The sequence below is a fragment of the Plesiocystis pacifica SIR-1 genome (genome assembly GCF_000170895.1).
GTDB lineage: Bacteria > Myxococcota_A > Polyangia > Nannocystales > Nannocystaceae > Plesiocystis > Plesiocystis pacifica.
Window position 1 is genome coordinate 1 of sequence record NZ_ABCS01000156.1, and the last position, 16,247, is coordinate 16,247.

Genomic DNA, 16,247 nt, shown 5'->3' on the forward strand with positions numbered 1-16,247 from the left:
AGGAGCGTCGGGTGAGTACGACGGACCCAGAGGCTCGGGTGATGAAGATGGGAGACGGAGGGTGGCGGCCGTCCTTCAACCTTCAGTTTGCGCAAGACACCAAGGAGAATTTCATCGTGGGTGTGGGCGTGACGAACGTCGGGAGTGACAAGAGCCAGATGCTTCCGATGTGCGCGCAGGTGCTCGCGCGTACGGGAGTGCGCCCTCGGGAGTGGCTGGTCGACGGAGGCTTCGTGAAGCTCGCAGCCATCCACGAGATGGAGGCCAAAGGGACGCGAGTCTATGCGCCGGTGCCCAAGCCGCGAGACGAGGAGGACGACCCCTACGCCCGCAAGCCCAAGGACACGGATGAGACGTGGCGGTGGCGAAGGCGGATGAAGACCGAGTCGGCCAAGAGGAAGTACCGGCAGCGAGGGGCACACGCGGAGCTGGTCAACGCGGACCTTCGAGCATGGCGCGGGCTGCAGCAGCTACCGGTCCGAGGGGAGTCGAAGGTGAGGACGGTGGGGCTGTGGATGGCGCTGACCTACAACCTGCTGAAGTGGACGAAGCTGGTGCCGATGCCGGCATGAGCGGCGGGCGCTGAGCTGCCTCCCGGGCCTCCGCCGGAGCAGCTGAGCTGCCTCCCGGGCCTCCGCCGGAGCAGCTGAGCAGCCTCCCGGGCCTCCGCCGGAGCAGCTGCCGATGCTTGGGCAGGAGTATCGGCGGTCAAGGGAGAGGTCCAAGCCGTGCGTCACTCGCGTCGGCCCGAGTCCGTGCACGACTTCGGGGAAAGACTTACAGCCTCTGAGTCGTGGACGTGGGGCAGGGAGGGCGTGGCGTCGTCCACGACGGCTAAAGTAGACAGAGGGTCGGCCAAACTCGTTTTGGCCGACCCTGAGCTTTACGGGGGGCGCCAAACTTGCGACACCGCGGTCGTGACCGATCTGGCCGCCCGACTCACCCACGCCGCCGCGCGCCTCGAGGCCCTGTTCATCGACGGGAGCCCCGCGGTGCTCCGGGCCGCCGAGATTGGCGAGCTGTTCTCCGTCGAGGAGGTGTTCGCGTGGATCCAGGCCGTGCACCCGCGCGAGCGCGCGAGCACGGCGGCGGCGAAGATCCGCGCGGTCAAGCGCAGCTGGGGCCTCGACGTCGAGGAGCCCGTCGAACTCCCGGCCCCCGATCCTGGGCGGCCCGCGGAGATCTACAAGGACGGGGCGATGATCCTCGAGCCGGCGCCCTTTTTGCCCGGGCCCGAGCACGGCAGCTACGCCGAGTGGGCGCGCTCGACCCACGCGGCCCTGGGCGGCGCCTTCGGCATGCAGGCGCCGGGCCTCGAGGGCGCGAGCTTCGAGGCCCTCGCGCGCTTGCAGGCCCTGTTCGCGCCCATCCTCGGCCACACCGGGCCGCGGACCTACCGCTACAACGCCTTCGTGGGCGACTACCCGCGCACGCCCTTTGGTTTCCACGTCGACCCCCACCAGGAGCTCGTGTTTCAGGTCGCCCTCACCGGCCGGCGGCGCGGGCTGTTTTGGGAGGGCCTGGTGCTCAACGAGGACGACGCGGCGTGGGTCGAGGACGCCAACGGCCGCGTCGCGCCGCAGCGCGAGCCCGACTGGGTCGTGGAGCTCGAGCCCGGCGACGTGGTGTTCTGGCCGGGGACCCACGTGCACGGCTTCGAGTCCCTCGACGCAGGCGAGCCCATCATGGGCCTGAGCCTGGTCATCGATCGCGCCTCGCCGCGGAGTCGGGCGGAGGTGGTGCGCGCCCTCGAGGTCGAGACCCTGGGGGGCGCCGCGACCTTGCCCGTGCCCGACGAGCGGGCCTACGTCGCGCCTGGGATGACGCTGCGCCGTCTGGGCGCCTTCCCCATCGCGCACGCGCTGTGGGAGGACGCGCTGATCGTCGGCGTGTGCGGGCGGACCCTGGACTGGCCAGACCGCGAGTCGCGGGAGCCCGTGCTCGGGTTGTTCGCGGCGCTCAACCAGCTCGCGCTGGGGGCGAGCGTGGAGGTCGACGCGCTGTGCTCGGCCCACGCCCACGAGGCCCTGGGGCCCGGGGAGATCGTCGAGGTGCTGACGGTGCTGGGGAACCTGGGATTTTTGGTCGAGGCCTGATCAGAGCCTGTATTTCTTCACTCGCAGCCCCATGCGCCGCTCGCTGATCCCGAGCGCCCGGGCTGCGCTCGCCCGATTCCCCCCGCTGTCCGCCAGCGCCCGCTCGAGGATCTCGCGCTCGACCGCCTCGAGGGCCTCGTCGAGGGTCCGCCCTTCGGCGACGGCTCGACTCGCGGGGGTGTTGGAGGCGCGAGCGCGGCTCGGCCCCGCGGCGCCGCGCAAGGTCGGCGGCAGGTGCTCGGCCTCGATCACCCCGTCGTTGGTCAGCAGTACGGCGCGCTCGATGCAGTTCTCGAGCTCGCGCACGTTCCCGGGCCAGTCCCAGGCCAGCAGGTGCCGGGCGGCGTCGTGGCCGATGCGGGTCACCGGCGGGCGCTGGCGGGGCCCGTAGCGCTCGACGAAGAAGTCGGCCAGCGCGAGGATGTCCTCGCCGCGCTCACGCAGGGGCGGGAGCATGATCTCGAACACGTTGAGCCGGTAGTAGAGGTCCTCGCGGAACTCCCCCCGGGCCATGGCGGCCTCGAGGTCGGCGTGGGTGGCCGTCAGCACCCGGACGTCGCAGCGCCGCGTGGTCGCGCCGCCGACCCGCTCGAAGCGGCGCTCTTGGAGGACACGGAGCAGCTTGACCTGGGTGTGGGGGCGCAGCTCGCCGATCTCGTCGAGGAACAGGGTGCCGCCGTCGGCGAGCTCGAAGCGACCCTTGCGGGCCCCGATGGCGCCGGTGAAGGCCCCGCGCTCGTGGCCGAAGAGCTCGCTCTCGAGGGTGCCCTCGGGGAGGGCCGCGCAGTTGACCGCGACGAAGGGGGCCTCGGCCCGGGGCGAGGCGAAGTGGATGGCGCGGGCGACCAGCTCCTTGCCGGTGCCGCTCTCGCCCCGCAGCAGCACGGTGGTGTCGGCGCTCGAGACCCGAGCGATGCGGTCGTAGACCTGGGCCATGGACTTGTGGTTGCCGATGATGTTGGCGACGCGGAAGCGCCCGCGCAGCTCGGCGCGCAGGCGCTGGTTCTCGAGCTCGACGGCCTCGCGCTCGGCCATGGAGCGCCGGCGCAGCTCGATGGCCCGGCCGAGCATCTCCGCGAGGGCCTCGATGAGCAGCACGTCGCCCTGGAGCGCGGCGGGGTCCTGGCCGCGGTGGTCGACGGCCAGGGTCCCGACGATCTCGCCGTCGCGCTGGCGCAAGGGGGCGCAGATGAAGGACATGCCTTCGGGCTCGGATCGGCCGAGGCGGTTGAGGAAGCTGTCGCTCGAGCCGTGGACCACGCGGGTCCGGCCGCTCTGGACGACGCGGCCGACGATGCCCTCGCCGTGGCGTGGCCGGATCCGGCGCTGCTGCTCGGGGGTCATGTCCGGCGCCTCTTCGAGGTGGGACTCGCCGCTCTCGGGCTCGACCAGGGTCAGGTAGGGGTGCACCATCGCGGGCCGCTCGGCGAGCATCCGGAGGATGCTGTTGACGACGGAACGCAGTTCCATCCCCTCGTTGAGGGCCTGGGTGGGGCTGCGCAGCAAGCTCGGATCCGCCATCATGCCTACGAAAAGGTAGGCATGATCCGTAGCCCTACACAAGTGTAGGATCAGGTGCGTGAGCCAAGTTGCTGAAATCTCTCACATTTGTTGAGCGCAGCCGAGCTGGAACGAAGTTAGCTGGGAGCACGGGTGATGCGCATGAGTCCCTCTCGCACGGCGACGCTCTCCAAAGTTGGGCTTTCGACAGTGTTTTTTGCCGGCCTGCTCCTGACTCCGGGCGCGGCCTGGGCCAACCCCGAGGGGGATCCGGAGCAGGCCCTGCAGGCCCTCGAGCTCCTCGTCAACAACGTCTGGATGCTCGTCGCCACGGTGCTCGTGTTCGCCATGCACCTGGGCTTCGCGACCCTCGAGGCGGGCCTGACCCAGGCCAAGAACACGGTCAACATCCTGTTCAAGAACCTGTGCGTCGTGGCCATCGGGCTGCTGACCTACGCGGGCGTGGGCTTCTCGCTGATGTACCCGGGCGAGGCCTTCGCGGGCGGGGTGATCGGCTTCGCGGGCTTTGGCCTGCAGCCGCCCGCGGACGCCGAGACCTTCGCCTACGCCGACGGGGCCTACACCTACTGGACCGACTTCCTGTTCCAGGGGATGTTCGCCGCGACGGCGGCGACCATCGTGTCCGGGGCCGTGGCCGAGCGCGCCCGCCTCGACGCCTTCCTGATCTTCTCGACCCTGTTCGTCGCCCTCGTCTACCCCATCGTCGGCATGTGGCAGTGGGGCGGGGGCTGGCTGGCGGCCCGGGGCTTCCACGACTTCGCCGGCTCGACGGTGGTCCACGGCGTCGGCGGCTGGGGTGCGCTCGCGGGCGCGATCGTCCTCGGCCCGCGCCTGGGCAAGTACCGCGAGCCCTTCGCGATCGTGCCGATCCGCGGCCACAGCATGCCGCTGGCGACCGTCGGCACCTTCTTGCTGTGGTTCGGATGGTTCGGCTTCAACGGCGGCTCGGTGCTCTCGGCCGAGGCCGGGGCCATCTCGCGGGTGCTGGTGGTCACGGCCCTCGGGGGCGCGGGCGGCATCGTCACGGCCGCGGCGACCTCGTGGCAGGTGCAGGGCAAGCCCGACCTGTCCATGGCCCTCAACGGCGCCCTCGGGGGCTTGGTAGCCGTGACCGCGGGCGCGGACGTGATCAGCCCTGGGCAGGCCGTGCTCTTGGGCCTGAGCGCGGGCACGGTGGTGGTCGTCGCGGTCATGCTCTTTGACCGGCTGCGCCTCGACGACCCCGTGGGCGCCATCTCGGTCCACCTGGTGTGCGGCGCGTGGGGGACCGTGGCCGTGGGCGTGCTCGTCCCCGAGGTCTCCCTCGTCGGCCAGCTCGTGGGCGTGGGGGCCGTCGGGGCCTTTAGCTTCGCCAGCGCCTGGGGGCTGTTTTGGGCCCTCGAGCGGACCCTGGGGATTCGCGTGGGCGCCGACGAGGAGCGCCGCGGCCTCGACATCGATGAGCACGGGTCCGAGGCCTACCTGCTCGGGAGGATGAGCTGATGACGACGACGAGCCTGTTTGGAAGCGAGCGCGAGCGCTCCGCGTGCGGGGTCGGGCTTTTGGCTCGACGAGACGGCCAGGCGACCCACGCGACCCTGGCCCAGGCCCTCGACGCCCTCGCCCGGGTCGAGCACCGCGGGGCGGTGGCGGCCGACGGCCGCAGCAGCGACGGCGCGGGGATCATGACCGACATCCCCTGGGCGCTGATCGACTGCGAGCCCCAGTCCGTCGCCCTGGCCAGCTTGTTCATCGAGCGCGAGCGCGAGCTGGTGCTCGAGCTGTTCGAGGACACCTTCCGCGTGTTCGACCTGGCCGTGCTCCGCTACCGCGAGGTGCCCACGCGCCCGGGGGTGCTCGGGACCCTGGCCCGGGGCAGCCTGCCGACCATCGTCCAGGCGATCATCGCCCGGCCGCGGGCGTGTCGGACCGAGGCGAGCTTCGAAGAGCGGCTGTACCGGGCCAAGCAGACCACGCGCACGCGTTTGCACGAGCGCCTGTCGAAGCGGCCCCGGGCCCGAGCTGGGGCCGGGGCGACCGAGGCGCTGTCCTTCGCCTCGCTGTCGTGCCGGACCGTCGTCTACAAGGCGCTGACCCGGGCCGAAGATCTGGGCGCCTTCTACCCGGATCTGCTCAACCCCCGCTACCGCACGCGCTTCGCCCTGTTCCACCGGCGCTTCTCCACGAACACGCGCACCTCCTGGGACAAGGCTCAGCCCTTTAGGCTCGTCGCGCACAACGGGGAGATCAACACCATCGCCGGCAACCGCAGCTGGTCTTACTCCCGCGAGCAGGCCCTGGGCCTGGCGCCCGGGGAGCTGCTCAGCCACTTCGGGACCTCGGACTCCGGCAACCTCAACGAGCACGTCGAGGCCCTGCGGGTGCGCTCGTCGATCCCCCAGGTCGAGGACATCCTGGCCATCACCATGCCGACGGCGGGGGTCCGCAACGACTTCTACAGCTTCTGGGGCCGGGCCATGGAGCCCTGGGACGGGCCGGCGTTGATCGCCTGGGCCGACGGCCGGGCCGCGGGCGCGCGCCTCGATCGCAACGGCTTCCGACCCGCGCGCTGGGCCCAGACCGAGGCCCTGTTCGCGCTCGCTTCCGAGGCGGGCATCTTTGGGCTGGATCCGGCGGAGGTGACGGCCCAGGGCTCGCTGGCCGCGGGCTCGGGGGTCAAGGTCGACCTCGACACCGGCGCGCTGCACTTTCGCGATCCCTCGGTGTCGCGGGAGAACGAGGGGGCGCGCTTCGACGCGCGGCTGTTCGACATCGCCGCCTCGGACCTCGACCCCGTCGGCGCCGGTCGGGCCGCGGCGGACAGCTTGCCGAGCCTCGAGCCCGATCAGCTGCCCGTGTTTGGCCTCGACCCCGAGGAGCTCCGGGTCGTGCTCGAGCCGATGTTCCGCGCCGGCAAGGAGGCCCTCGGGTCCATGGGCGACACGGCCCGGCCGGCGGTGTTCTCGGACCAGGTGCGCAGCTTCTACGACTACTTCTTCCAGACCTTCGCGCAGGTCACCAACCCGCCCCTGGACTACATCCGCGAGCGCAGCGTCACCGATCTCTCGACCTACCTGGGCAAGCGCCCGAACATCTTCCGGGCCAAGGAGCTGCTCCCGCAGACGCCGGGCCTGCGCCTGCGCAGCCCGGTGCTGGGGCTGGCGCAGATGGCCTATCTCGAGGAGCTCGTGGACGGCGGGGCAGGGGGCGCGACGGGCAAGCCCCGGCTTCGGGCGGTGCACATCGACACCTGCGTCGACGCCGAAGTCCTGGAGGCTGGCGGGGGGGCGGCCCTCGACGAGGCGCTGCAGGCCATCGCCGCGAAGACCCTGGCGGCGGCCGAGGCAGGCCGCGCCGTGGTCATCCTCAGCGATCGCGGGGCGAGCCTCGAGCGGCCGCCGATCCCCAGCTTGTTGGCCCTGCGCGCGGCCGTGGTCGCCCTCAACCGCGAGGGCCTGCGCCTCGAGTCTTCCCTGGTCCTCGACACCGGGGACGTGCGCAGCACCCATCAGCTCGCGTGCGCCGTGGGCTTTGGGGCGACGGCGGTGTGCCCCTACCTGGCCTGCCAGCTCGCGCGCGAGTGGGCCAAGCGACAGCCCGCCGGCGACCCCCTGCACGGCCGCCCGCTCCTGGCCGAGGGGCGCCTGCGTCGGGCCCTCGAGGCCGGCTTGCTCAAGGCCATGAGCAAGATGGGCATCTCGGTGGTCCGCAGCTACCAGAGCGCCAAGCTGTTCTCGAGCCTGGGCCTGAGCCAGCGCCTGCTCGACGCGGCCTTCCCCGGCCTGCGCAGCCCGATCGGGGGCCTGGACCTGCCGGAGCTCGCCCGCGACATGCTGCTGACCCGGGACGCCGCCGAGGCGGCGCTCGAGGACGGCGCCAAGCCCAGGGCGCTCGGCCCCCTGCTGCCCAAGCGCCACCTGTTCAAGGAGCACCCGCGAGGTCGCCACGGCGAGGGCCACTCGATGACGGCCGCGCGCTCCCGACAGATCCATCGGCTGACCTTGCTCGGCGAAGGCGCCGGGGCGGGGAGCGAGGCCGAGGGGGGCTGGGCGGAGCACCAGGCCGCGGGCCAGCCCGAGCATCCGGTGCACCTGCGCCAGCTCCTCGACCTGCGGCCCATCGGTCCGGCCCTGCCCGTGCACGAGGTCGAGGCCGCCTCGGCGATCACGGCCCGCTTCGGCGCGGGCGCGATGTCCTTTGGGGCCATCAGCGCCGAGGCGCAGCGCGACATCATCGTCGCCATGGCGCGGGTCGGCGGGCGCAGCAACTCGGGCGAGGGCGGCGAGAACCCCTGGTACTTCGTCGACGGGACCACGGCGACGACCAAGCAGGTCGCGTCCGGGCGCTTCGGCGTCGACGCGGAGTACCTGGTCACCGCCGAGGAGATCGAGATCAAGATCGCCCAGGGGGCCAAGCCCGGGGAGGGCGGGCAGCTCATGGGCGTGAAGGTCGACGCGGCCATCGCCAAGGCGCGCAACGCCGACGAGGGGGTCACGCTGATCTCGCCCCCGCCGATGCACGACATCTACTCCATCGAGGACCTCAAGCAGCTCATCTACGAGCTGCGGGCGGTCAACCCCTGGGCCCGGATCGCGGTCAAGCTGGTCTCGGGCGTGGACATCGGGACCATCGCCGTGGGCGTGGCCAAGGCGGGCGCGGACGTCATCCACATCAGCGGCGGCGACGGGGGCACGGGCGCGGCCCCGCTGAGCTCCATGAAGCACGCCGGGACGCCCTGGGAGCTGGGCTTGAGCGAGGCGCACCGCGCCCTGGTCGAGCACGGCATGCGCGAGCGCGTGACCCTGCGCGTCGACGGGGGCCTGAGCACGGCCTTCGACCTGGTCGTCGCCGCGGCGCTGGGGGCCGAGGGCTTCGCCTTTGGCAAGCTGCTGCTCATCGCCCAGGGCTGCGTGATGGCGCGGGTGTGCGAGCACAACCGCTGCCCCCGGGGCATCGCCACCCACGACCCCAAGTTCAAGGCCAAGTACCGCGGCTCGCCCGAGGCCGTGGTCGCCCTGCTCGAGCGGTTGGCCGAGGACGTGCGCGAGCTGCTGGCCAAGCTGGGCGTGCCCTCGATCGAGGCGCTCGTCGGCCGGGCGGAGCTGCTGCGGCCGGCCGCACGCCACCTGGGGCTCATGCAGGCCCAGGGCCTCGACCTCTCGGGCCTCCTGGCGGGCGCGTCGGAGGCCCCGCTGTCGGCGTCGAGCCGGCCGGTGTCCGGGTCCGCCTCGAAGCTGCCCCTGAGCGTGCTCGAGCGTCGCCTGCTCGGGGAGGTGGTGACCAAGCTCGACCGCGCTCAGCTCGGGGCCTTGGTCGAGGAGGCCCTCGGGGCCCCGCCCTCGCCGTCCGCGTCGCACGAGGGCCTGAGCGGCCTCGAGCACCGCCTGCTCGGCGAGGTGGTGGCCAAGCTCGATCGCGGCCAGCCCATCGACGCGAGCTTCCCCATCGAGCCCACGGACCGGGCCGTGCTCGCGCGCTTGTCCGGCGAGATCGCCGAGCGGGCCCACGCGGGCCGGATGCACGCCCTCGACCTCGAGCCCCGGCGCGGGCACAGCTTCGGCGTCGACCCCGACTCGGATCCCACGCGCTTTTTCCCCCTGCCCGAGAGCGCGCGCCTCGAGTTCCGCGGCAGCGCCGGTCAGGGCTTCGCGTGCTTCCTGGTCGAGGGCCTGAGCGTGCGCCTGGTCGGCGAAGCCAACGACTCCGTCGCCAAGAGCATGTCCGGCGGGTGCGTGACCGTGGTCGCCCCCGAGGACGCGGGCTTCGTCGCCGAGGACAACGTGCTGATCGGCAACTGCGCGCTCTACGGGGCCACGGGCGGCGCCCTCTACCTGCGCGGCCGCGCTGGCGATCGCTTCGCCGTGCGCAACTCCGGCGCGCGGGCGGTGCTCGAGGGCGCGGGCATGCACGTGTGCGAGTACATGACCGGCGGGGTGGTCGCGGTCCTCGGGCCCGTGGGCGGCAACGTCGGCGCGGGCATGAGCGGCGGGCGGCTCTACCTGCGCGCGAGCGAGGCCGAGGCCGTCGACGCGGCCAGCGTCGAGGCCCACGCCCTCGCGGGGGACGAGGACGCCGAGCTCGAGCTGCAGACCTTGCTCGAGGAGCACTTCGAGCGGACCGGCTCGCGCACGGCCGGGGCCTTGCTCGCGGACTGGGAGCAGACCCGGCGGGAGTTCGTGCTCGTGGCGGCGCGCGGCGCCAAGCGGGCTTGGGCGGAGGCCGAGGCGTCCACGCTTCGCTCAGACTCAGCCGCGCCGGTGCGAGCGAGCGCGCCCTAGCAGTCGCCGACCACGCGGGGCGAGACCCGTGAAGGACAAAACCGGGTACGCTCAGGCCTCGTCACAGAGGGTGCTATGTCCACTGGTGCGCCAATGCCCGACTAGCTGTTAGGTCTGAATTCGAGGCCGCTTGAGATTGTAGGCGCTTCAGGAATTCGTGTGGGCGAGATGAGCGCTCGGATAGAGCTCGAGCCCCCCGCAGTGAAACAAGATCGCGCTCCGAAACCGAGCCCGGCTCCGATACCCGCACGCCCGTTTCTTCAGCGCCTGGATCTTCGAGTTCACCGCTTCGAGTGAGGCGTTCGTAGCCCCGAGAACGATCGCGTTCACGATGCCCCACAGGTGCGCCCGCAGGGTCCGGCCGACCTTGACCATCGGCGGCAGTCGAGACCGCGCCATCCAGCCGATGAGCCGCTTCCAAGCCCGCCGCGCCCAGCCCCGCCGCTCGTAGCTCCACAGCTGGCGCGCGGCCTCCTTCATCGCCCACGCCCTCGCTACTCGCAGCGAGCTCCCGCGCAGGGCCTCGAAGCGAAGCCGGCTCTTGGCCGTCATGTTCTCGGGGTTCTTCAGCCACAGGTAGCGAGTCCCGGTCAGGGTCCGGTCTCCGAGCTCGCGCAGCTCGGCGTGCTCATCGACCCGCACCTTGTTGACCCCTTCGTTGATGTGCTTGGCCACGTGGAAGCGGTCGAAGGCGATCTTCCGCTCCGCGTCAGGGACGTGGATCAGCGTCGCCTGGACGTAGGGCCCCCACATGTCCATCGACACCGACTCCAGGCTCTGGAGGTGTTCGAGGGGGGTGCCAAAGTAGAATTCCTCGAGGTCGAACTGGCGGCGGTTGTCGAGGACGTCGACGACGTGCTTAGGGTCGCAGTCGTAGACCACGGTCACGTACTCGTGGCGCTTTTGAAACGAGGTCTCGTCGATGCCGATGTTCCGCAGAGGCTGGGACTGCCTGCGCTCGAGGCCCCGCGCGACGGCTCGGGTCATGACGCCGTCGACCTCGTCCCAGGTCATGCGCAGCATCCTCGCCACGGCGGACACGCTGGCCTCTTTGAGCCAGTCGATGACGAGCGCCTCGAACATCGCGGTGAACCTCGAGCCGGGCTCGGCCCAGGGCACCTTCAGCTGCTTGACGCCATGCTCGGCGCACTTGACCCGCGGGACCTCGGCGGTCAGGAGGGTCTTGTACTGCATGGTGTCGAGGTGCCTCCAGGTGCGAGTCCGCGTGTCGTAGCGCCCGGCCGCGGCCCCGCAGACTGGGCACGGGAGCTCGGCGCGCTCGTCTCGGGAGATGAAGATCTCGACCTCCCCAGCCTCGAGGCGCGGGTCAACGTCGCGGACGTACCAGGGGTCTTCGATTCCAAGGAGCTTGGCGTAGAGGTCTCGGTCGCGCACGGGCTCTCAGCATGCCTGGGCTGGAGGGGGCGTACCAGGGTTCCCAGCGGGGTGACCCACTCAAAATCCTGAAGCCCCAGATTGTAGAGGCGGACCCAAGCCGCCAGCCCGAGGCGGCGGTGTCCCGAGGTCGTGTAGGTCCGGGCGTAGGCGCACTCGCGGAGCATCGACTGGATGAAGCGCTCGGCCTTGCCGTTGGTCTGCGGCGAGTAGGGCCGAGTGCGGCAGTGCTTGATGCCGAGCCTCGGAGCAGGCCACTCGAAATGAGCCTGCTCGATACGATTCACAAGGAGCTCTCGACTTCGTGGGCCGATTCCGGGACAAGAGTGCAAGTTCATCCCGTTCCGTTCGTCCGTTGGTCTGGTTGGCGCCTCCAACATCTCGAAGGGTTCCTGGACGGACAACTAATGATCCTGAACGACCTCTTGAGAAATCCAAAACTGGCAGTTTGCTCTGAGCCTTATAGTCGCAGGCTAGTCGCTAGTCGGAGCCTCGATGTTTCACGTGAACTCTGACGCCAGGGAACACCCATGAAGGCTCATCGCTCTGCTCGGGATATGTCGAGTCGGCTGTCCTCAGTAATTGGCTCTTGTCCATGTAATCGACGAAGCTCTGAGATTCAACAATGGTCTTCGGAGTCGCTAGCCGGCGCATCAGCTGCAACAGCTCCGGCATGAGTTCGATGCTATAGGTGCTCACGCCTGAACCAATGCGGGCACTGTGTTCATCCAGCCGCTCCAGTTCTGCATAGAACAACTTTTGTTGCTCCAGCAGTTGGTCCTGTACATGCTCCGTCTTCATCTCGTTCCGCCCGCCGATGGCCAGCCCGTCTTCGCGGTGAAATTCCTGAAGTCGAAGCCATTCGCCCATGAGGATGCCCTTTGCGAGTTTAGGCAAGGCTAAGTTTCTCGCCAGGCCGTAGAGTTGAACAACTGCAATTGCACGGATTACGCCCGGCTGATCCACAGATTCTGGCTCTTCAGAGTTCCATGCCCGAATCTGAAATCGACGTGTCTCCGCGTACTTCGCCTTCGAGTTCGATCGAGTCGCAATAACGATGTGTCGAGAAACAACAACCCCTCGCCCCTGCCACGATACCGTGGCGTTCCGCACTTGCTCTCGCCATCGAGGCGGACAAACTTCTTTGTTCTGAAGGGCGTCGCCCGTCCCCTTCGCTTCTGCGAGGGCCAGTTCGTACAAGCCCTTGTCGTTCTTTCGAACGGCAAGATAGTCGGGTCTCAAGTTCGACGTGGGAGGAGAGGGCCTTGCGACCATGAGTTCGGTCGGGATCAGTCCAGGCGGGAGTGCCCCGGTGGCAACTTCAGCGCGTGCCTCAGGGTAGAACGCACTCGCGGGAGCAACCCAACCATAGCCCTCTCGAGCGAGGACGTGTCGAGCGCCTGCGACTCCGATCATCCAAGACAAGAAACCAGACCACTGTCGTTCACTGAGCCCGACCCTTGACTGTAAACCGAGGTATGTACGCTCACCGAGCGGCCCTTGCACCGACTCGGTCAGTCGTGCGGGCCATCCCATGAAATCGCTCGCGTTGATCGCCCCCAAGTCGGGAAGCCAATCATAAATCAGGTATCTCGATATGATATCGGGGCTGAACTCAATATGATCTTCGACGGTCGAGTTGCAGGGCCAATAACGTGCGTATGAGTCATCGCTCACCTGTGACTTCAGCGGCTTGAAGAAGAGTGCCAGTGGTGAACCCCGCGGGCTAGCTAGCAAGAGCGCGGGCCCTCAAGTTCCGAGGGTCCGCTTTTGCGCCTTGCTCAGGTAGGGCACGACGTAGGTCGCCCAGTGCGTCGTCCCGTTGAGGTGGGTCTTGAGCAGGCCAGGCGCGTATCGCCGAGGCGGCGGACGACGTGGCGCATGGTCGGCTTGCCGCCGCTGCGCGCCGAGTTGTTCCAGCTCGAGTTGTTCAGGATGTTCTGGTTGTCGAGGTAGGTCCACAGCACGCCGACGTCCAGGCCGCGGAGCATGGACTGGCGCTTGCCGTTGTTGTCCAGGGCGTTCATCAGCGAGTAGGTCTTGGTCTGCGCGGTGCCGCCGATGGCGATCAGCCCCTCGATGGCCAGCAGCGTGGCCGGCATCTCGTCCCAGTCGAAGCAGGCCCCGTCGTGGCCGTTCCAGTGGTTGATGGCCGTGTCGCGGTCTTGGTTGTTGAGGCCGGTGAGGTGCGGGAACAGCTGGGTGCCGTTCTTGAAGCGGACGTTCATGCGCTGCGTGGTCGGGAAGTCGAACACGTCCGAGTTGGTCCGCTCGCGCATGGCCCGCTCCTTCCACTCGGTCTGCTGGAAGTGGTCCTCTTGCCACATGGTGGTGGCCTTGGTGGCCAGGCGCGTGCGCAGCAGCTGGGGGAACTCCTGGTTGTAGACCGTCTGGCCCCGGGCGAGCAGGCCGCGCTTGATCTCGATGTCGCTGTTGCTCAGGACGTCGCTGTAGGGGTTGTCGCCGGCCATGAACTCCTCGAGGGTGGTCACGAGGTTGTCGGCCCAGGTGTCGGCGATGAGGGCCTTCTTCTTGTTGACCCGCCGGGGCAGGTCGCCGTTGCGGATGCGCTCGGAGTAGGTCAGGGCGAAGGCGTGGTCGTAGGGGTCCTTCATGGCGCCGTAGTGGACCCACTGCCCGGTGGTCGCCTGGATCAGCCGCGAGCCCGTGCCGAAGGCGAAGTCGCCGCAGTTGGCCCCGCGCAGCACGTCGTAGACGACGCGGGAGACGTGCATCTCGTTGGCCGTGAACCAGGCCGCGTAGCCGTCCTCGTTGAGGCCCGGGACGAGGGCGAGGGCCTGCTCCTTGGTGTAGTCGCGGAACACCCCGCGGCGGTAGCCGCCCTCCTTGTCGGAGGTCAGCTTGCGGGCGTAGTCCATCTTGGCCCGGGACTCGCCCTGGGTGTTGGTGATCGAGCCGCGCCGGTTGCCCCGGCGGTAGCCGGCGTTCTTCGAGCCCATCACCGCCGCGGTCTCGCCCCGACGCTGCACGGAGTTCGAGTTGCTGCCCGAGCCCGAGTTCGCCCCGGAGCCGGAGCCGGAGCCGGAGCCGGAGCCGGCGCTCATGCGTCCGCCGGGCATGGAGTCGAGCAGCGACTCGGCGCTGCGCCCCGCGGTCACGGCTTCGGCCACGGTGTCGGCGTGCCGCTCCCAGCGATCGCCCGGGGAGCTCAGCCCGCCTGGCGCCACGCCGGCGCGCTGCTGCATCACGTGGGCGGCCTCGTGGGCGGCGTCGAACAGCCCGGGGGACGCGCGCCCGAAGGCGACCTGGCCCTGGGTCGCGTAGGCCCGCGCGCCCAGGTCCTGGGCCGACTGCTTGGCCGTCTCGCCCATGTGCGCGCGCATGCCCGTGATCGAGTGGCGGCCAAAGGCGGACTGGATGCGCGCCGCGTGGGGGTAGCTCGAGCCGGGCCCGGACACGCCCTCGCTGGCGATGTCCTGGACCTGCTCGCGGACCCGCGGGCTGTCGTCGGCGAGGCGCTGCAAGCTGGCGAGGGTCTGGACCGGCGCGCTCGCGTCGGCGTGGCGCTGGATCGGCGAGTCGGGCTTGGCTTGCGCCCGCGCGGTCGGGGCGTTGACGGGCTCGGAGCGGGTCCGGCCAGGCGCGGCGTGAGTACGCATGGTCGAAGGGTATCAGGCCCCGCCCGCGTCCTCCGTGGTGTCGGATGCCAGCTGGTGCCGTCCTCAGCCCTCGCGCACGAACTGGTGGATCGAGCCGTCGACGGGGTCGGCGACGTGCAGGAAGCCCTCGTGCTCGTGCTCTTGCCCGAGCCTGGCCTTGGGGTTGGTGGGTTCGGCCGGGTAGCAATGCAGCTCGCCCCCGTCGATGGCGTAGGACACCGCGCCCTTGCCCAGGTGGCGCTTGGCGATGGGCTCCTCGGTGCAAGCCATGGCGTAGACGTGGTTGTCCGTGAACGCGAGCAGGGTGCGGATCCCGACGGCCTCGAACAACGACGCGAGCAGGATGGTCTGGTCCTCGCAGTCGCCCGCGCCGAGCTCGACGGTGCGCATCGGCGGCTGGACGAAGTCCCCCTCTCCGCGGGGATCGCTGACGTACTTGATCTTGCTCGCCACGTGGGTGAGCAGCCGGCTGGCCTCGCAGCCGCGGTCTTGCTCCTTGCACTTGCGGGTGATCTCGATGGCGAGCTCGCGGACGCCCTCGTCGCGGGGGGCGACGGCGTCGAGGTATTGGGCTCGCCCGCCGTGGGCGTCCTCGCGCTCGATCTGCTCGACGGCCTCGCGGAGGCCGCTGTCTTGCAGGAGCTCGCGGGCCTCGTCGGGGTAGACGATCATCAGGATCACCGTGGCCGCGAGCAGGGCGAGGATGATGCCGAGCAGGACCGAGGCGAAGGCGCCCCGGGAGCGCTGTTTCGTGGGTCGAGGGGGCGCGGCCATCCGCGGCGATCTTAGGCCAAGATCACCGCGGCACGCCATCGACGCTCAGGGCAGGGCGCCGCCGGCGATCCAGTCTTCGATGATCTGCGCGTCGGCCTCGCTCAGGCCCTCGGAGCCCTGGGGCATCTTGGGCGCGCACTCCATGCCCTCGTCGAGGGCGCTGGGGCGCACGCGCAGCCACAGCACGCTGTCTTCGGGGGCGCCCTCGACCACGCGCTCGGTCGCGTCGCAGGCCTGGACCTCGGCGGCGACGCCCACGAGCGCGGCGTAGCCCGCCTCGACGTCGCCGAAGTCGAGGTTGGCCGCGGCGGAGCCGTGGCAGTAGGGCGAGGTGCAGCTGTTGGCCTCGAAGATCGGCCACACGACCTCGGCGAAGGACGAGCCCGCGCCGGTCTCACCCTCGGTGGTCTCGCCTTCGGTGGTCTCGCCCTCGGTGGTCTCGGACTCGGTGGTCTCACCCTCGGTGGTCTCACTCTCGGTGGTCTCGCCGTCGGTGGTCTCGGTCTCCCCGTCGGTGTCCGAGCTGCCCTCGGTCGTGTCCTCGGTCGTGTCCTCGGAGCCGTCCTCGTCCGTGGTCGGGGCCG

The 16,247-nt window shown here is 69.9% G+C and carries 9 protein-coding genes and 2 pseudogenes; 4 read left to right on the forward strand and 7 right to left on the reverse strand.

Going from position 1 to position 16,247, the window contains the following annotated elements; genetic code table 11:
- Together PPSIR1_RS39120 and PPSIR1_RS39125 are read left to right on the forward strand one after the other, a co-directional pair.
- Positions 1 to 572 (forward strand): annotated as a pseudogene (locus PPSIR1_RS39120) (IS1182-like element ISPlpa2 family transposase); the annotation flags it as partial.
- A 345-nt stretch (positions 573 to 917) separates the two neighbouring features.
- On the forward strand, positions 918 to 2,096 hold the full coding sequence (locus PPSIR1_RS39125) for a hypothetical protein (RefSeq protein ID WP_006976839.1): 1,179 nt from the start codon (positions 918 to 920) through the stop codon (positions 2,094 to 2,096).
- On the opposite strand, the gene PPSIR1_RS39130 is transcribed toward PPSIR1_RS39125, so the two are convergent.
- Positions 2,097 to 3,620 (reverse strand): sigma-54-dependent Fis family transcriptional regulator, encoded by a 1,524-nt coding sequence (locus tag PPSIR1_RS39130; RefSeq protein ID WP_006976840.1) that lies wholly within the window; start codon positions 3,618 to 3,620, stop codon positions 2,097 to 2,099.
- Between the two features lie 186 nt (positions 3,621 to 3,806).
- On the opposite strand from PPSIR1_RS39130, the gene PPSIR1_RS39135 reads away from it, so the two are divergent.
- Both PPSIR1_RS39135 and PPSIR1_RS39140 read left to right on the forward strand, forming a co-directional pair.
- Positions 3,807 to 5,099: an ammonium transporter gene (locus PPSIR1_RS39135; RefSeq protein ID WP_006976841.1), complete on the forward strand. Its 1,293-nt coding sequence runs from the start codon at positions 3,807 to 3,809 to the stop codon at positions 5,097 to 5,099.
- The gene (locus tag PPSIR1_RS39140; protein WP_006976842.1) at positions 5,099 to 9,874 is read left to right on the forward strand and encodes a glutamate synthase-related protein; all 4,776 of its coding nucleotides are present in this window, start codon (positions 5,099 to 5,101) and stop codon (positions 9,872 to 9,874) included. The genes PPSIR1_RS39135 and PPSIR1_RS39140 overlap by 1 nt, the downstream gene beginning before the upstream one ends.
- Positions 9,875 to 10,021: 147 nt before the next feature.
- Here PPSIR1_RS39140 and PPSIR1_RS39145 read toward each other — a convergent pair whose 3' ends face one another.
- The 6 genes and pseudogenes from PPSIR1_RS39145 to PPSIR1_RS39165 form a co-directional block, all read right to left on the reverse strand.
- A complete protein-coding gene (locus tag PPSIR1_RS39145) occupies positions 10,022 to 11,269 on the reverse strand; it encodes an ISL3 family transposase (RefSeq protein WP_006976843.1) in 1,248 nt (415 codons plus the stop codon).
- 80 nt (positions 11,270 to 11,349) lie between these two features.
- Positions 11,350 to 11,511 (reverse strand): annotated as a pseudogene (locus tag PPSIR1_RS47110) (integrase core domain-containing protein); the annotation flags it as partial.
- Positions 11,512 to 11,749: 238 nt separating this feature from the next.
- A complete protein-coding gene (locus tag PPSIR1_RS48840) occupies positions 11,750 to 12,946 on the reverse strand; it encodes a hypothetical protein (RefSeq protein ID WP_157596444.1) in 1,197 nt (398 codons plus the stop codon).
- A gap of 104 nt (positions 12,947 to 13,050) precedes the next feature.
- The gene (locus tag PPSIR1_RS39155) at positions 13,051 to 14,889 is read right to left on the reverse strand and encodes an eCIS core domain-containing protein (RefSeq protein WP_006976845.1); all 1,839 of its coding nucleotides are present in this window, start codon (positions 14,887 to 14,889) and stop codon (positions 13,051 to 13,053) included.
- 63 nt (positions 14,890 to 14,952) lie between these two features.
- A complete protein-coding gene (locus tag PPSIR1_RS39160; protein WP_006976846.1) occupies positions 14,953 to 15,663 on the reverse strand; it encodes a transglutaminase-like domain-containing protein in 711 nt (236 codons plus the stop codon).
- A gap of 45 nt (positions 15,664 to 15,708) precedes the next feature.
- The coding region (locus tag PPSIR1_RS39165) for a hypothetical protein (RefSeq protein ID WP_006976847.1) at positions 15,709 to 16,247 on the reverse strand (539 nt) is incomplete at its 5' end.

Excerpts from the sequence above, each read along its gene's own strand:
- PPSIR1_RS39155 (WP_006976845.1), bottom strand. The coding sequence starts at position 14,889 with ATGCGTACTCACGCCGCGCCTGGCCGGACCCGCTCCGAGCCCGTCAAC.
- PPSIR1_RS39160 (WP_006976846.1), bottom strand. The coding sequence starts at position 15,663 with ATGGCCGCGCCCCCTCGACCCACGAAACAGCGCTCCCGGGGCGCCTTC.
- PPSIR1_RS39130 (WP_006976840.1), bottom strand. The coding sequence starts at position 3,620 with ATGATGGCGGATCCGAGCTTGCTGCGCAGCCCCACCCAGGCCCTCAAC.
- PPSIR1_RS39140 (WP_006976842.1), top strand. The coding sequence starts at position 5,099 with ATGACGACGACGAGCCTGTTTGGAAGCGAGCGCGAGCGCTCCGCGTGC.